The sequence below is a fragment of the Thermohalobaculum sediminis genome (assembly GCF_023487995.1).
GTDB classification, from domain to species: Bacteria; Pseudomonadota; Alphaproteobacteria; order Rhodobacterales; family Rhodobacteraceae; genus Thermohalobaculum; species Thermohalobaculum sediminis.
In genome coordinates this window covers 119,126-134,540 of record NZ_JAMFKN010000002.1, presented here as the reverse complement: position 1 = coordinate 134,540, position 15,415 = coordinate 119,126, and the positions used below count along the sequence as shown (strand labels likewise).

Here is a 15,415-nt window from a genome sequence, read left to right as displayed (position 1 = left end):
CGACGATGGACCACACCAGGCGTTACGAGCGGCTCCGCGAGCGGTATCTGAATGGCGGCCTCGACCGTCGCAGCTTCCTCGGGCTGATCGGCGCGGCGGGGCTGGCCTACGGCGTGCGCACCCCCTTCGCCGGCCACGCGCTGGCGGCGGCCGGCGAGGTGCGCTTCGATGGCTGGGGCGGCGTGGTGTCCGAGGCGTTCCGCAAGCACGCCTTCGACCCCTACACCGCCAAGACGGGCGTCACGGTCATCGACGGCACCTTCGGCGGCGGCGACGAGTATCTGAGCCGTGTCAAGGCCGGCCAGCCGGGCGAATACAACATCGCGCATCTGTCGGGCGTGTTCGATTACGCCCGCTACCACGATCTGGGGCTGTCGTCCGAGCTGAACCGCGCGAACATCCCGAACCTCGACTACGTGATCCCCAAGCTCGTGACGGTGCTGTCGGACTACTCGGGCGGCGCGCTGTCGGCGGTGCCCTACGACTATGGCACCACGGGGATCGCCTACAACCGCAAGCACATCTCGGACGACGAGGCGAAGGCGAAGGGCGCCTCGCTGCTGATCGACGAGACGCGCAAGGGCAAGATCGGCGGCTGGGCCGACTGGCGCACGCGCATCTGGATGGCGGCGCTGCAGACCGGGCAGGATCCCAACAACGCCACCGACATGGACGCGGTGTGGGACGCGATCCGCAAGCACCGCGACCTCGCGCTGAAATACTGGGGCTCGGGGGCGGAGCTGATGAGCCTGCTGGCCGAGGAGGAGATCTACGTCACCGAAGGGTGGTCGGGCCGCATCTACGCGCTGCAGGAGCAGGGCCACGACATCGGCTATGTCGATCCGCCGAACGGCTATGGCTGGCAGGAATGCCTGTTCGTCATCAAGGGCTCGCCGATGGCCGAGTGCGAGGAGTTGCTGAACTTCATGCTCGACCCCGCGACCTCGATCGCCGTAGCCGAGGGGCAGAACTACCCGCCCGCGCTCGACCCGCAGAAGGTGGACCTCGGCGCAAAGATTCCGACGCTGCCGGCCTTCGATCCCACCGGCACCCTCTCGGGCCTGACCTTCGCCAATCCGGCCTACTGGAACGGCAACGAGCAGGAATGGTCCAAGACCTTCGGCCGCGTGCAGAAGGGCTACTGACCGCCGTCCGCCACGGGTCCCGGCCGCCGAGCCGCGACCGCCTTGGTGCCGCCCACGCGCGGCGCCGGGTCAGCCCCGGCGCCCGTCCCATCACCGGAGAACGACCGTGATCCAGCCCGCCGTCCAGCTTCGCGACATCGTCAAGCGCTTCGGCAGTTTCGTCGCCGTGCACCCTACCTCGCTCGAGATCCCCGAAGGCGCCTTCGTGACATTGCTGGGCCCGTCGGGCTGCGGCAAGACGACGACGCTCAGGATGATCGCGGGGCTGCTCGACCCCTCGGAGGGCGAGATCGCGATCAAGGGCCGGCGGGTGAACGAGGTGCCGATCCACAAGCGCAACCTCGGCCTCGTGTTCCAGAACTACGCCCTCTTTCCGCACCGCACGGTGGCCGAGAACGTGGCCTTCGGGCTGCGTTATCGCGGCGTCGCGCGCGAGGACATCCGGCGCCGGGTGGCCGAGGCGCTGGCGCTGGTGCAGCTGCCGGACCTTGGCCACCGCTACCCGCGCGAGCTGTCGGGCGGGCAGCAGCAGCGTGTGGCGCTGGCGCGCGCCATCGTGATCGAGCCCGACGTGCTGCTGCTCGACGAGCCGCTCTCGGCGCTCGACGCCAACCTGCGCGAGGACATGCGCGTCGAGCTCAAGCGCATCCAGCACCGGCTGGGCATCACCACCGTGTTCGTGACGCATGACCAGGGCGAGGCGCTGGCGATGTCCGACCGCATCGTCGTGATGAGCGCGGGCCGCGTCGAGCAGGCGGGCCCGCCCGAGGAGGTCTACAACACCCCCGCCACCGAGTTCGTGGCCCGCTTCCTCGGCGCCTCGAACATCCTCGGCGCCCGCGTCGCGGCGGCAGGCGATGGCGAGGTCGTGCTCGACGCCGACCATTTTGGCCGCATCACGCTGCCGCCCGAGCGCGCGCGCGGTGTCGGCCCTGGCGCGCGGGCGAAGCTGGTGATTCGGGCCGAGAAACTGGGCCTGTCGCCGCCCGGCGCGCCGCCGGGCGACGGGATCTCGATTGACGGACGCATCGAGACCGTGGACTACCAGGGACAGGTCGCCCGCTACTTCGTCCGGGTCGGCGACACGCAGCTTCAGGCCATAAACATGATCGACGAACACCCCTTCTCGGAAGGCGACGCCGTGGCGATCCGCCTCCGCCCCCGCGACTGCGCGGCGCTTGCCGGAGACGCGACATGACCATCCCCAACCGCAAGCCCAGCCACCTGTTCTACCAGTCGCGCCGGCGCCGCCCGATGCTCGACCAGGCCCGCGGCGTCTACATGTGGGATGTGGATGGCAAGCGCTATCTCGACGGCTCGTCGGGCGCGATGGTCTGCAACATCGGCCATTCCAACGAGCGCGTGCTGGAAGCGATGCGCCGGCAGATGGAGAAGTCGACCTTCGGCTATCGCCTGCACTTCGAGACCGAACCGGCCGAGCGGCTGGCCGAGAAGACCGCGAGCCTGTGCCCTCCCGGCCTCGAGAAGGTGTTCTTCGTCTCGGGCGGGTCCGAGGCGGTCGAGAGCGCGATCAAGCTCGCCCGCCAGTGGGCGCTCGCGGTGGGCCAGCCCCAGCGCTACAAGGTGATCTCGCGCTATCCCAGCTATCACGGCTCGACGCTGGGGGCGCTGGCGCTGACCGGCTACGCGCCGATGTCGGCGCCCTTCGATCCGATGATGCGGGCGATGCCGAAGATCCCCGCCCCGCGGGCCTATCTCGACGGGCTCGACGCGGACGACCCGGCGACGGGCGCGCATTACGCGGGGATGCTCGAGCGCAAGATCCTCGAGGAAGGCCCCGAGACCGTGCTCGCCTTCATCGTCGAGCCGATCGGCGGGGCGTCCACCGGCGCGCTGGTGCCGCCGGCGGGCTACATGGCGCGCATCCGCGAGATCTGCGACCGCCACGGCGTGCTGCTGATCCATGACGAAGTCATGACCGGCGGCGGGCGCACCGGCGCGTTCTGGGGCGCCGAGCACTGGGACACCGCGCCCGACATCCTCGTCACCTCCAAGGGCTTCGGCGGCGGGTATGCGCCCCTCGGCGCGATGGTGGCGCATGAGCGTCTGGTCGAGCCGGTGCTGGACAAGGGCGGCTTCATCCACGGCTATACCTATGCCGGCAACCCGCTGGCCTGCGCGGCCGGTCTTGCGGTGATCGAGGAGATCGAGCGCGAGGGGCTGATCGCCAATGCCGCGCGCATGGGCTCCGAGCTCAAGTGCCGCCTGACCGGCCTGCTGGATCGCTACCCGATCATCGGCGACGTGCGGGGCAGGGGCCTGCTGCTGGCCTTCGAACTCGTCGCCGACCGGCGCACGATGCGGCCCCTGCCGAAGCACCTCAACGCCTTCGACCGGGTGGTCGAGTTCGCCTATGCGCGCGGCCTGATCATCTACGCCCGCCGCACGCGCGGCGGCATCGAGGGCGACCACTTCCTGGTCTGCCCGCCGATGATCGTGACCGAGGCCCATCTCGACGAGATCATGGCCGGGCTCACGGGCGCGCTCGACGATTTCATTGCCGAGGCTGGCGAGGGGCTTGCCGCATGACCGATCCCTGCATCATCTCCTGCGCAATCACGGGGTCGATCCACACCCCCTCGATGACGCCCTACCTGCCGATCACGGCCGACGAGATCGCCCGAAGCGCGATCGACGCGGCCCATGCAGGCGCCACGATCCTGCACCTCCACGCCCGCAACCCTGCGAACGGCCGCCCCTCGGCCGATCCTGACGACTACATGGCCTTCCTGCCGCGCATCGCGGCCGAGACGGACGCGATCATCAACATCACGACCGGCGGCAGCGCGATCATGACGTTGGCTGACCGCCTCGCTCCCGCGATGCGGGCCGAGCCCGAGATGTGCTCGATCAACATGGGCTCGATGAACTTCGCCATGTATCCCGCCGCCGCCCGGATCACCGAGTGGAAGCACGATTGGGAAAAGCCGTTCCTCGAGGGCAGCGAGGACCTGATCTTCAAGAACACGCCGCGCGACATCGCCCATGTGCTCGACGAGATGGGGGCAAAGCGCGGCGCGCGCTTCGAGTTCGAGTGCTACGAGGCGGGCCATCTGCACATGCTGCACCACTTCGTGCAGCGCGGAGTGGTGAAGCCGCCCTTCTTCGTGCAGTTCGTGCTTGGCGTTCTGGGCGCGATGATGGCCGAGCCCGAGCACGTGATGCACCTCAAGGCCACCGCCGACCGGCTGTTCGGCAAGGATTACCGCTTTTCGGTGCTCGGTGCCGGGCGCCAGCAGATGCCGCTCGCCGCCATGTCGGCCGCGATGGGCGGGCATGTGCGCGTGGGGCTCGAGGACAGCATCTGGATCGAGCGCGGCCGGCTCGCCACCTCGAACGCCGAGCAGGTGACGCGCGTCCGCGGCATCGTCGAGGGCATCGGGCGGCGGGTCGCCACGCCCGATGAGGCGCGCGCCATGCTGGGCCTGAAGGGCCGCGACCGGGTGGCCTTCACGCGCTGAGCGGGGCCCCTGTCGACCGCGGCGCCGCCATGCCGTATCAAGGCAGGCGGCGCCGCGCCGGCGCCCGCCGATGTCGAGGTCCGCGAGGGGATGACGCCGCGACTGACGCCTGACGACGAGGCCGCGCTGTCCGGTGCGCGGGGGCCGGGCGTGGCCCTCGCCATGGACGTACTGGTCTCGTTCGCGCGTGCGATCGGGGCGCCCTCGTTCCTCGACATCACGCGCGCCCATGTCGACGGCTGTCTCTATCATGGGCAGGCCAGCCTCGATTTCGTCGAGCGGCTGGTGGCCGGGGGCACGCGGGTCGCCGTGCCGACGACGCTGAACGTGGGCTCGTTCGACCTGATCCACCCCGAGATCATGCGCCTGCCGGACGCCGAGGCCGATCCGGCGCGGCGGCTGATGCGGGCGCACGAGGCGCTGGGCTGCACGCCCTCGTTCACCTGCGCGCCCTACCAGACGCTGCTGCGGCCCGGCTTTGGCGAGCAGATCGCCTGGGGCGAATCGAATGCCATCGTCTTCGCCAATTCGGTGATCGGCGCGCGGACGAACCGCTATGGCGACTTCATCGACCTGTGCTGCGCGGTCACGGGGCGCGCACCCGCCTGGGGGCTGCATCTCGACGAGAACCGGCTCGCGACCATGCTGTTCCGCCTCAGCGGCTTTCCCGCCTCGGCCGAGGCGACGGATGCGCTCGTCGTGGGGGTCGGGCTGATCGTCGGCTTGGAGGCCGGGCCGGCCGTCCCGGTGATCGAGGGGCTGCCGCCGCCGCGCGACGAGGATCAGCTCAAGGCGCTGGGGGCGGCTGCGGCCTCGGCGGGCGAGGTGGCGCTGTTCCACGCGGTGGGGATCACGCCCGAGGCGCCGGATCTCGCGCGAGCAACGGGCGGAAAGGCGCCCCGCGCGATGCGCGACATCACGCCCGGGGACGTGGCCGAGGCCGTCGCCCGGCTGTCGCGCGTGCCCGAGGGCACGGCCCTCGCCGCCGTCTGCCTCGGCACCCCGCATTTCTCGGACGCCGAGTGGACGCGGCTCCTGCGGCTCCTGCGCGATGGCGGCGGGGCCTCGCAAGTGCCGATCTACGTCAACACCGGGCGCGAGACGCTGGCGAGGCTGGAGGCAGGGGACGCCTTCGCCGGGCTCGATGCGGCGCGGATCGTCCCGGTCACCGACACCTGCACCTATGTCACCGCGATCCTCGAGGATCTCGCCGGCGCTGTGATGACGAATTCCGGGAAATGGGCGCATTACGCGCCCGGCAACATCGGCGTCGAGGTGGCCTTCGGCGAGCTCGAGGACTGCGTCCTGTCCGCCCGTGCAGGCCGCGTGGTGAGGGCGCGATGACCTGCGAGCCGGTGGCGGTCCTGCTGGAAGGCAGCGCCGAGGCGCGGGCCTGCGTCCTATCCGGGCCGCTGAGCTTCTGGGGCGGCGTCGACAGCCTCGACGGCCGGGTGATCGACGCGACGCATCCCGATCGGGGGCGCGTGCTTGCGGGGACGATTCTGGTGATGCCCTGCGGGCGGGGATCGTCCTCGTCGGCCTCCGTGCTGGCCGAGGCGTTGCGGCGCGGTACCGGCCCCGCGGGGATCGTGCTCGAGCGCCCCGACCCGATCCTCGTGGTGGGCGCCATCGTCGCGCGCAGGCTCTACGGCGCCGTCTGCCCGATCGTGGTCCTCTCGGGCCCGCCGATCGCGGATGGATGCCTCATTCGCATCGAGGCGGGGGCCGAGGGCGGCTTCATCGAGATCGTGGCGCCCGGAGCCCCGGACGCCTGTCGCCCCGGCGCGCCTCAGCCGAGCGGCACGGTGTAGGTCGTCGCGGTCCCGGCGAGGCAGACCTCGCCGGCCTCGTTCCTGACCTCGGTCGCCAGCGTGCAGATCGGCTTGTCGTCGCGAACCGACGTCACCTCGACGCGCCCGGTGATGCGCTCGCCGACCATCACGGCCTTCGTGAACCGCCATTCCACCCCCAGGAACACCGTGCCGGGGCCCGGCAGATCCTCTGCGACGAGCGCGTTGAGCAGCCCCGAGGTCACGCCGCCCTGCACGATCAGCCCGCCGAAGGGCGAGCGTCCGGCCGCCTCGGCATCGTAGTGCAGCGGGTTCATGTCGCCGGTCATCGCCGAGAACATCTCGACGTCCTGCATCGTCGTGCGGCGGCTGCGCGTGGCGCTGGCGCCGGCGGCAGGCTTGCCCCTCAGCGTGCGGCTCCACGCGGTGGGCGGGGCCTTCGCGGTCATGGTCATCGCTCGATCTCCCTTCCGGTTTGCGATGCCTCGCAGCCTAGCGGGCGAGGCGTCGGGACGAGCGTGGAAAGACCGGCTCACACGGGCGCGGCCCGGAAATTCCACTGTGGCTGCCACGTCCGCTCACACGCTCGCCGCCTATTGCCGTTCTGGCCGGCGGGGCACCGGGCTCCGGCCGGACGCATCGAGACAAGGAGACCAGAGCGATGACGACTCAGACGATGGAAAAGCCCCGCAAGGCGACAAGCCCGCATCACGGCGTCAAGACGCCGGAGCTGTTCGCGACGATCGGCGCGGTCGCCGGCCAGCCCGAGCTCGCCCGCTTCACCTGGCGCGCCAAGAGCCACTGGGTGCTCGGCACCCACATGCAGAGCCAGATCGGTGGCTATTTCGGTGCGGGGGCCGAGCAGAGCCGGGGCAAGACCTTCACGGTCGATGCCGATCATCCCGCGGTGCTGTGCGGCGACGACGCGGCGCCCACGCCGGTCGAGTTCGTCCTGCACGCGCTGGCCGCCTGCCTGACCGCCGGGATCGCCAACATCGCCGCCGCCCGCGGCGTCGAGCTGGACGAGGTCACGGCGGTGGTCGAGGGCGACATGGACCTGCGCGGGATCCTCGGCCTCTCGGACGAGGTGCGCAACGGCTACGAGGGGATCCGCATCCGCATCACAGTGCAGGGCGACGCCCCGCCCGAGAAGCTGCGCCAGATCGTCGAGCAGTCGCGCGCGCGCTCGGCCGTCTACGACATCCTGACCAACCGCACCCCGGTCTCGATCGAGGTGATGTGACCGAGCCGCCCGTCACCGGCGGGTCGCCCCGCCGGTGGCCAAGCCGCAGGGAGAGCGACATGAAGCGCACTGATGTGATCGTGATCGGCGCAGGCCAGGCCGGGCTCGCGATGAGCTGGCAGCTCACGTCGCGCGGGATCGACCATGTGGTCATCGAGCGCGGCCGCATCGCCGAGCGCTGGCGCAGCGAGCGTTGGGATTCGCTGAGGCTCCTGACGCCGAACTGGATGACCCGCCTGCCGGGCCGGTCGTATCGCGGCCCAGAACCGGACGGGTTCATGACGATGCCCGAGGTCACGCGGTTCTTCGAGGACTACGCCGCGTCCTTCGCCGCGCCGGTCGTCGCGGAGACGACCGTCCACGCGGTGGCCCGCTGCGGCGCGGGCTGGGGGGTCGCCACCGACCATGGCGCCTGGAGCGCGCGCGCCGTGGTGATCGCGACCGGCCATTGCGACCTGCCGCAGGTGCCGGCGATGGCCGAGGGAATGCCCTGGCATGTCGCGCAGGTGATGCCGGGCGCCTACCGCAACCCCGGCCTGCTGCCCGGGGGAAACGTGCTGGTGGTCGGGGCGTCGGCCTCGGGCGTGCAAATCGCAGACGAACTCTTGCGCGCCGGGCGCGGCGTGACGATCGCGGTCGGCAGGCACACGCGGCTGCCGCGTTCCTACCGTGGGCGCGACATCATGTGGTGGCTCGACCGCGCGGGCGTGCTCGACGAGCCGATCGACGGCCAGCGCGACATCGAGGCGGCGCGGGGACAGCCCTCGCTCCAGCTGGTCGGCGACCCGCGGTGCGAGGCGCTCGACCTCGGGACCCTGCACGCCGCCGGCGCGCGTCTGGTCGGCCGCGCTCTTGGCGCCGCGGGGGGCCGGATGCACTTCGCGGGCGATCTCGACGAGACCGTGGCCGCGGCCGAGCGCCGGCTGATCCGGCTTCGGAATCGGATCGACGGCTTCATCGCCCGCCATCCGCCGGATCAGCCGGTCCCGGCGGCGGAACCCTGGCGGCCGCTTGGCTTCGCCGGCGGCGCGGGGACCATCGACCTCGCGGCCGAGGGGATCACGTCGGTCGTCTGGGCGACCGGGTTCCGGCGCGGCTATCGCTGGTTGAAGGTTCCCGCCCTCGATGCCCGGGGCGAGATCGCCCACCACCACGGAGTGACCCGCTGGCCGGGTCTCTACGTCCTGGGCCTGCGGTTCCTGCGAACCCGCAAGTCCAGCTTCATTGACGGTGTCGCGGCGGACTCGCTCGCGCTCGCCGCCCATCTCCAGCGCCATCTCGACGCCGAATGTCGCGTCGCCGTTTAGAAAGGAATTTCCCCATGAAGAGGATGACGACCCGTCCCCGGACCGATTACGACGCCATCATCGCCGGCGCCCGCTGCGCCGGTGCCGCGACGGCGATGCTGCTGGCGCGGCGGGGGCTGCGCGTGCTGGTGGTCGATCGCGGCGACTATGGTTCGGACACGATCTCGACCCACGCGCTGATGCGGGGCGCCGTGATGCAGCTTGCGCGCTGGGGCTTGCTCGACGCGGTTCGCGCGGCGGGGGCGGCTCCGATCCGGTCCGCGACGTTCCACTACGGCGCCGAGGCCGTGACGGTCCCGATCCGGCCCGACGGCGATGTCGATGCGCTTTATGCGCCGCGGCGCGCCGTCCTCGACCGGATCCTTGTGGATGCGGCCGCGGCGGCGGGCGCGGAGTTCCGCTTCGGCGTGACGCTCAGTGACCTTCTGCGCGATCGCGATGGCCGCGTCACGGGCGCGCGCCTCGCGGACCGCGGCGGCGCGCTGCACGAGGTCTCGGCCCGGATCGTGATCGGCGCCGACGGCGTGCGCTCGACCGTCGCCGAGAAGGCCGGGGCGGGCGGCAACGCGCTGGGACGGGCCGCGACGGCCGTGATCTTCGGCTATTTCCCGGGACTGCCGAACGCGGGCTATAACTGGCACTACATGCCGGGGATGACGGCGGGCGCGATCCCCACTACGGGCGGCGAGACCTGCGTCTTCGTGAGCCTGCCGGCCGCGGGCTTCCGGCGCGAGGACGGTGTGGACGCGCTGTTCCGCGCGGGGCTCGCATGCGCCGCCCCCGCGCTGAGCGCGCAGCTTGCCGGACGCGAGCCGAACGGCCGCCTGCGGCTGTTCGGCGGCGTCCGTGGGCACATGCGCGACTGCGCGGGCGCGGGCTGGGCGCTGGTCGGGGATGCAGGCTACTTCAAGGACCCCGTCACCGCCCACGGCATCACCGACGCCTTCCGCGACGCCGAGCTGTTGGCCCGTGCCGTGATCGCCGGGAGCGACCAGGCGCTGGCCGACTATCAGCACCTGCGCGACGCGCTCTCGCTGCCCTTGTTCGGCGTGACGGACGCGATCGCGGCGTTCGATTGGACGCTCGAGACGCTGAAGCCCAGGCTCGCCACGCTGAACGAGGCGATGAAGACCGAGGTCGCGGTCCTGTCGATGATCACCGCCCGCGCGCCGCTGCCGCCGCTGCCGCAGACGGGCCTCGCGCGGGCGTGACGGGGGCCCGGGGAGCATGCCGGCCGCGGTTCGGCATGCCCCACCCCGCAGGGCGCGAAACTTTCACTGCGCGGCCCCGTCGTCTACAGTCCGGGATCGGGTATGATCCGCCAGGGAATGGCCGCTGGCATATGACGAACGGGCAGCCGCATCAGGGGCTCGCGCTCAGGGCCCTCGGACCGCTGGAAGTCGCCTTCGGCGACCGGCCCGTCGAGATGCCGCCCTCGCGCAAGACGCGCGCGCTGCTTGCCTTCCTCGCGCTCGCGGATCGGCCGTTCCGGCGCGAGCGGCTGTGCGAGATCTTCTGGGAGCTGCCCGACGACCCGAAGGGCGCCCTGCGCTGGAGCCTGTCCAAGATCCGCCGCGTCCTCAGCGTCGACGGCAGCGAGCGCCTCGCGGCCGACCGCACCATGGTCGCGCTCGACGCGCGCGGGCTTGCGATCGACCGCAGGGAGCTTGGGCAGGCGGCGCAGGAGGGGTTCGGGGCCCTCGGCCTCGAGCGCCTCGAGGCGATCGCCGCCACGTTGCGCGGCGGCTTCCTCGAGGACCTCGCCCTGCCACGCTGCCCGGACTACGAGGCCTGGCGCATCGCCGAGGCCGCCGAGGCCGAGCGCCTGTGCTCGCGGCTGCTGATGGAGCTCATTTCGCGGCTGGGCGACCAGCCCGAGCGCGCGCTGCGCCATGCCGTCAGGCTGCGCAGCGTCACCGCCGACGTGGCCGAGGCCGACCGGCTGATCGAGCGCCTGCGCGCCGAGGCGGCAGGCCGGGGCCTGGCCGCGGCGCCGCGCGCGCCCGTGCCGGATGCGGTCCCTACGCCGCCCACGGCCGATGCGGGCGCAGTCCGCTTCTGCACCGCGCCCGACGGCGTCCGGCTTGCCTGGACCGCCGAGGGCGAGGGGCCGCCTATCCTGCGCGGGCCGCACTGGATGACGCATCTGGGCTACGACCGCGAAAGCCCGATCTGGCGCCCCTGGATCGAGGCGCTCTCGCGCGAGAACCGCTTCGTGCGCTTCGACCAGCGCTGCAACGGCCTGTCGGACCGCGGCGTCGCGGACATCTCGTTCGAGCGCATGGTCGACGACATCGGCACTGTCGCCGATGCGGCGGGGCTGGATCAGTTCGTCCTGCTGGGCGTCTCGCAAAGCTGCGCCTACGCCATCGCCTATGCCCTGCGGCACCCCGAGAGGGTGCGGGGCCTGATCCTCTGCGGTGGCTTTCCGCGCGGCTGGCGCGCCCGCGGCGATCCGCAGGAGATCGAGCGGCGCGAGGCGATGCATGTCCTTCTGCGCCAGGGCTGGGGGATGGACGCGCCGACCTTCCGGCAGCTCTTCACGGCGATGTTCCTGCCCGGAGCGACACCCGAGCAGGCGTCGTGGTACAACGAGCTGCAACGCCGCGCCGCGACGCCCGAGGATGCCGAGCGGCTGTCGGAGATGTCGGGCGCCATCGATGTCGAGGAGCTGCTCGGGCGCGTCCGCGTGCCGACGCTCGTGCTGCATGCGACGGGTGACCGCATCGCGCTGCTGGCTTCGGGCCGCCGGCTGGCCGAGCGGATCCCCGGCGCCGAGTTCGTCGAGCTCGCAAGCAGCAATCACATCCTGATGGGCGACGAGCCGGCCTTCGGCCGCTTCGTGGGGGCTTGCCGCGAGTTCTCGGCCCGCGTGTTCGCCGGGCCGGGGGGCGAGCGGCTACAGCCAGCGCCGGCGATCCCGGGGCCAGCGCCGGGCCACGCGCCGCAACGGGACGTCCGGCGCGAGGTCACGGTGCTGGCCGCGGACATCGTCTCGCCGCTCCAGTCCTTCGCCCAGGCCGATCCCGAGCTGATGCTGCTCGCCGCCCGCCCCGTGCACGACGCCGCGCGGCGCGTCGTGGCGGCGAACCGGGGCACGTTGCTCGAGCTTTCGGACAGCGTGGTCACCGCCGTCTTCGGAGCGGGCGAGCCGACCGAGGTGCATGGCGTTCTCGCCGCCCGCGCGGCCCTTGCCATGCAGGCCGAGCTTCGCCGCAACGCGCCGGGCACGACGCGCCTGCGGATCGCGCTCGACACCGGCGAGGCGATCGTGGGCCGCGACGCGCGCGGGCAGGTGTCGCTCAGCGGACCGCCCCTGCGCCACGCCCGGCGGCTGGCCGAGGCGCTGCGCCGGCCGGTCATCGCCGCGTCGGACCGGCTGCGTGCCTCGGTGGGCGGATATGTTCGCCTCGCGCCCCTCGAGCAGGACGAGCATCCCGGCTTCGCCCGTGGCCAGCGGACCCACGAGGTGCTCGCGCTCAACTCGGCGCTGTCGCGCTGGCATTTGCGGGCGCACGAGACGCTGACGCGGTTCGTCGGGCGCGAGGCCGAGGTGCAGACGCTGCGCCAGCTCTGGCGCCATGTGATCGAGGGGCGCGGGCAGGTCGCGCTGGTGACGGCCGAGCCCGGCATCGGCAAGTCGCGTCTCGGCCACGAGTTCCTGACGGGCATGGCGGGCGAGGACTGCCAGATCGTCGAGGGCGGCGCCTTCGAGTTCGACCGCGACGCCGCTTATGCGGTCGCGCGGCGCCTGCTCCGCTCGCTCCTCGCGATCGCCGAAGCCGACGACCCGGCGATGGCGCGCGACAAGCTGGAACGCGGGCTCGACCGTCTCGGCCTCGACGCGGCGCTCGCGGTCCCGCTTGGCTTCGTGCTCGAGTTGCCGGCATCCGAGCCGGATTGGGAAGCCCTGCCGGCCGAGGATCGCGCGTGCCAGATCGCCGACGCGATGCGCCGCCTGGTCGCGCACATGGCGCGCCATGTGCCGCTGCTCGTCCTGATCGAGGACCTGCACTGGATCGACGATGCCAGCCGCGCGGTGCTCGATCGCCTCGTCGAGGGGGTCGACCGGCAGCGCATCCTGATGGTGATGACCTGCCGGGCCGAGTTCCGGCACGACTGGGGCGCGCGTAGCGCCGTCCATGTCATGCGGCTCCATCCCCTCAGCATCGAGGATGCTGACGCCTTCGTGCTCGCCCTGGTCGGCGAGCATCCCAGCGTCAGCATCCTGCGCCGGCTTCTGGTCGAGCGCACCGACGGCACGCCGCTGCTGATCGAGGAGACCGTGCGCGGGCTCATCGAGGACGGGCGGATCATCGGGGCGACAGGCGCCTGTGTGGCGCCGCACCCGATCGTCGACATCGAGACCTCGAGCAGCGTAGAGCCGGTGATCGCCGCGCGGATCGAGCGGCTGGCGCCGCGCGAGCGTTCGGTGCTCCAGACGGCGTCGGTTCTCGGGCGCAACGTCTCGCGCGGCCTGTTGGCGGAGCTTTCGCGGATTGGCGAGACGGCGCTGGACGCGGCGCTCGCGGCCCTCGAGCGGGCCGAGTTCCTGTTCGAGGTGATGAGCGCGGCCGAGCGCGAATACACCTTCAAGCACGCGCTGATCCAGGATGTGGCCTACGCCTCGCTGATGCGGGCCGATCGCGAGCGCCTGCACGCCGCCGCCTTCGACGCGATCCGGCGCCTCCATGCCGGCGCCCTGGGCGAGCACACCGAGGCGCTGGCCGAGCATGCCTACCGCGCCGGGCTGCGCGAGGACGCGGCGCGCTGGCTGGCCGAGGCGGGCGAGCGGGCGATCGAGCGCTCGGCCTATGGCGCGGCGATCGTCCATCTCGAGCGGGCCATCGCGATGATGGAGGGGCTCGCCGAGACGCCGGAGCTGGTGCGGCTCGGCATCGACGTGCGGACCCGGCTGCGGCTCGGCTTCATGGCGACGGGCGACTATGCGACGGGTGTCAACCGGCTCAAGGAGGCGCGCGACCTCGCCGCCCGCGCGGGCGACGCCAATCGGCAGGCCGAGGTGCTGCTGCATCTTAGCCTGCTCCACAGCACCTTTGGCCGGCACGAGAAGGCGATCCGTGCGGCCGACGGCGCCGGCGAGATCGCCCGCCGGCACGGCATGCAGCGCCACGCTGCCGAGGCCGATCTCGCCGCGGCCCAGGCGCTGCTGTTCCGCAGCGACGCACGGGCGGCGATTTCACGCCTCGAGGGCTATTTCGACTGCTTCGTCACCGACTGGCGCTATGACCGCTTCGGCTTCCTCGTCACGCGCTCGGTCTGGTATCTCGGCTCGCTGAGCCAGGCGCATGCGCTGCTGGGCGACTTCGGGGCGGCGGCGCGCGAGGTGGAGGAAGCCGTGGCCGTCGCGCGCGAGACGCGCAGGCCGCTGGACCTCTATGCCGCGCAGTTCTTTCGCAACATGCTCGACACGATGCGGGGCCCCGGCGAGGCCGAGCTGGCGCGCATGGCTCAGGCCGCCGAGGAATGCCTGAACCGGGCCCCCTTCCCGTTCTCGCCTATGCTGATGGTGACCTGGGGCTATGCGCAGACCCTTTCGGGCCGGCATGCGGCCGCGCAGCAGACGCTCGAGCGGGCGCTCGCGGCGGCACGATCGGTCAACATGCTGCATTTCGGGAACATCGCGCGCGGCCTGCTCGCCACGGTCCGCGCCGCGCGAGGCGATGCCGGCGCGCGCGACGAGCTCCTCTGGGCCGCGCGCAGGGCCGAGAAGGACAGCGACGACTGGCTGCGGATCCGGGTGCTGGTCGCGCTGTCGCGGATCGAGGCGGACCCGGACGAGCAGGTGCGCCATCTCGAGGAGGCCGCCCGGATCGCCGCGGCCGGTGGCTACCGCCCGATCGAGGCGCGGATCCTCGTCCGCCTCGCGCGCGCCATCGCGCCTTCGGATCCCGCGCGGGGCGAGTGGCTGACCGGCGAGGCGGCCGCGCTCTTCGGCGCGATGGGTCTCGCCGAGCAGGCGGAGGCGTTGCGCGGGGGTCTTGCCGCGCCACCCCCGGCACAGGTCGCGTCAGCCCTCGACGATCACGCGCCGTAGGCCCGCGAGGCGCCGCAGGACCGCCTCGGTGTCGTCCTGCTCGAAGCCCTGCTCGAGCATCGCCGCGCGCATGAGGTCCAGCATCTCGTCGAAATGCGCGGGCTCGATCCCGAGGCCGGCATGGACCCCGCGCAACTCGGCGTCGGAATGGCTGTCCGGTCCCCCCATCACCGCCGAGACATATTTCGACTGGTGTTCGATCAGGCGCCGCATGTCGCAGTCGCGGAAGAACGGGCCGAGCCGCTCGGACGCGAGCACCCGGTCGTAGAAGGCCAGCACGAGGCCCGAGACCCGCTCGAAACCGCCATAGCGCTCGAACATGCTCTGCATTCCCGAGGCCCCCGTGTTCGCCCGGCCGCCCGGCCGGAATGCCGCTCAACACTGCCCAAG

Annotated in this window: 12 protein-coding genes; 10 read left to right on the top strand and 2 right to left on the bottom strand. The window is 71.9% G+C overall.

All coding sequences use genetic code 11. From position 1 onward, the window contains the following. Window positions 1-5 precede the first annotated feature (5 nt). The 6 genes from M1105_RS04565 (at window position 6) to M1105_RS04540 (ending at window position 6,438) form a co-directional block, all read left to right on the top strand. Window positions 6-1,145: an extracellular solute-binding protein gene (locus tag M1105_RS04565; protein ID WP_249579166.1), complete on the top strand. Its 1,140-nt coding sequence runs from the start codon at window positions 6-8 to the stop codon at window positions 1,143-1,145. 106 nt (window positions 1,146-1,251) lie between these two features. Beyond that, on the top strand, window positions 1,252-2,343 hold the full coding sequence (locus tag M1105_RS04560; protein ID WP_406600598.1) for an ABC transporter ATP-binding protein: 1,092 nt from the start codon (window positions 1,252-1,254) through the stop codon (window positions 2,341-2,343). Beyond that, complete coding sequence (locus tag M1105_RS04555) at window positions 2,340-3,695, top strand: aminotransferase family protein (RefSeq protein WP_249579165.1); 1,356 nt, start codon at window positions 2,340-2,342, stop codon at window positions 3,693-3,695. Before M1105_RS04560 ends, M1105_RS04555 begins: the two co-directional genes overlap by 4 nt. Then, window positions 3,692-4,627: a BKACE family enzyme gene (locus M1105_RS04550; RefSeq protein ID WP_249579164.1), complete on the top strand. Its 936-nt coding sequence runs from the start codon at window positions 3,692-3,694 to the stop codon at window positions 4,625-4,627. Before M1105_RS04555 ends, M1105_RS04550 begins: the two co-directional genes overlap by 4 nt. A 90-nt stretch (window positions 4,628-4,717) precedes the next feature. After that, entirely contained in the window at window positions 4,718-5,971 is a 1,254-nt protein-coding gene (locus tag M1105_RS04545; protein ID WP_249579163.1) for an aconitase X, read from the top strand. Continuing rightward, window positions 5,968-6,438: an aconitase X swivel domain-containing protein gene (locus M1105_RS04540; protein WP_249579162.1), complete on the top strand. Its 471-nt coding sequence runs from the start codon at window positions 5,968-5,970 to the stop codon at window positions 6,436-6,438. Before M1105_RS04545 ends, M1105_RS04540 begins: the two co-directional genes overlap by 4 nt. Here the strand turns inward: M1105_RS04540 and M1105_RS04535 are convergent. Continuing rightward, complete coding sequence (locus M1105_RS04535; RefSeq protein WP_249579161.1) at window positions 6,417-6,872, bottom strand: MaoC family dehydratase; 456 nt, start codon at window positions 6,870-6,872, stop codon at window positions 6,417-6,419. The genes M1105_RS04540 and M1105_RS04535 overlap by 22 nt on opposite strands. Before the next feature lie 206 nt (window positions 6,873-7,078). On the opposite strand from M1105_RS04535, the gene M1105_RS04530 reads away from it, so the two are divergent. The 4 genes from M1105_RS04530 (at window position 7,079) to M1105_RS04515 (ending at window position 15,025) form a co-directional block, all read left to right on the top strand. Further along, complete coding sequence (locus M1105_RS04530; RefSeq protein WP_249579160.1) at window positions 7,079-7,660, top strand: OsmC family protein; 582 nt, start codon at window positions 7,079-7,081, stop codon at window positions 7,658-7,660. A 59-nt stretch (window positions 7,661-7,719) separates the two neighbouring features. Beyond that, window positions 7,720-8,967 carry an NAD(P)-binding domain-containing protein gene (locus M1105_RS04525; RefSeq protein WP_249579159.1) on the top strand — a complete coding sequence of 416 codons (1,248 nt, stop codon included), beginning with the start codon at window positions 7,720-7,722 and terminating at the stop codon, window positions 8,965-8,967. Between the two features lie 14 nt (window positions 8,968-8,981). Then, window positions 8,982-10,178: an NAD(P)/FAD-dependent oxidoreductase gene (locus M1105_RS04520; protein ID WP_249579158.1), complete on the top strand. Its 1,197-nt coding sequence runs from the start codon at window positions 8,982-8,984 to the stop codon at window positions 10,176-10,178. Between the two features lie 131 nt (window positions 10,179-10,309). Further along, window positions 10,310-15,025, top strand: a complete 4,716-nt coding sequence (locus M1105_RS04515; protein ID WP_249579157.1) for an alpha/beta fold hydrolase — start codon at window positions 10,310-10,312, stop codon at window positions 15,023-15,025. On the opposite strand, the gene M1105_RS04510 is transcribed toward M1105_RS04515, so the two are convergent. Then, complete coding sequence (locus M1105_RS04510) at window positions 14,999-15,355, bottom strand: group I truncated hemoglobin (RefSeq protein ID WP_249579156.1); 357 nt, start codon at window positions 15,353-15,355, stop codon at window positions 14,999-15,001. The genes M1105_RS04515 and M1105_RS04510 overlap by 27 nt on opposite strands. Window positions 15,356-15,415: the final 60 nt, after the last annotated feature.

What these genes read in the sequence shown, in the direction of transcription:
- M1105_RS04525 (WP_249579159.1), top strand. Translation starts at nt 7,720, where the DNA reads ATGAAGCGCACTGATGTGATCGTGATCGGCGCAGGCCAGGCCGGGCTC.
- M1105_RS04545 (WP_249579163.1), top strand. Translation starts at nt 4,718, where the DNA reads ATGACGCCGCGACTGACGCCTGACGACGAGGCCGCGCTGTCCGGTGCG.
- M1105_RS04510 (WP_249579156.1), bottom strand. Translation starts at nt 15,355, where the DNA reads ATGCAGAGCATGTTCGAGCGCTATGGCGGTTTCGAGCGGGTCTCGGGC.
- M1105_RS04515 (WP_249579157.1), top strand. Translation starts at nt 10,310, where the DNA reads ATGACGAACGGGCAGCCGCATCAGGGGCTCGCGCTCAGGGCCCTCGGA.
- M1105_RS04555 (WP_249579165.1), top strand. Translation starts at nt 2,340, where the DNA reads ATGACCATCCCCAACCGCAAGCCCAGCCACCTGTTCTACCAGTCGCGC.
- M1105_RS04520 (WP_249579158.1), top strand. Translation starts at nt 8,982, where the DNA reads ATGAAGAGGATGACGACCCGTCCCCGGACCGATTACGACGCCATCATC.
- M1105_RS04535 (WP_249579161.1), bottom strand. Translation starts at nt 6,872, where the DNA reads ATGACCATGACCGCGAAGGCCCCGCCCACCGCGTGGAGCCGCACGCTG.
- M1105_RS04565 (WP_249579166.1), top strand. Translation starts at nt 6, where the DNA reads ATGGACCACACCAGGCGTTACGAGCGGCTCCGCGAGCGGTATCTGAAT.
- M1105_RS04550 (WP_249579164.1), top strand. Translation starts at nt 3,692, where the DNA reads ATGACCGATCCCTGCATCATCTCCTGCGCAATCACGGGGTCGATCCAC.
- M1105_RS04530 (WP_249579160.1), top strand. Translation starts at nt 7,079, where the DNA reads ATGACGACTCAGACGATGGAAAAGCCCCGCAAGGCGACAAGCCCGCAT.
- M1105_RS04540 (WP_249579162.1), top strand. Translation starts at nt 5,968, where the DNA reads ATGACCTGCGAGCCGGTGGCGGTCCTGCTGGAAGGCAGCGCCGAGGCG.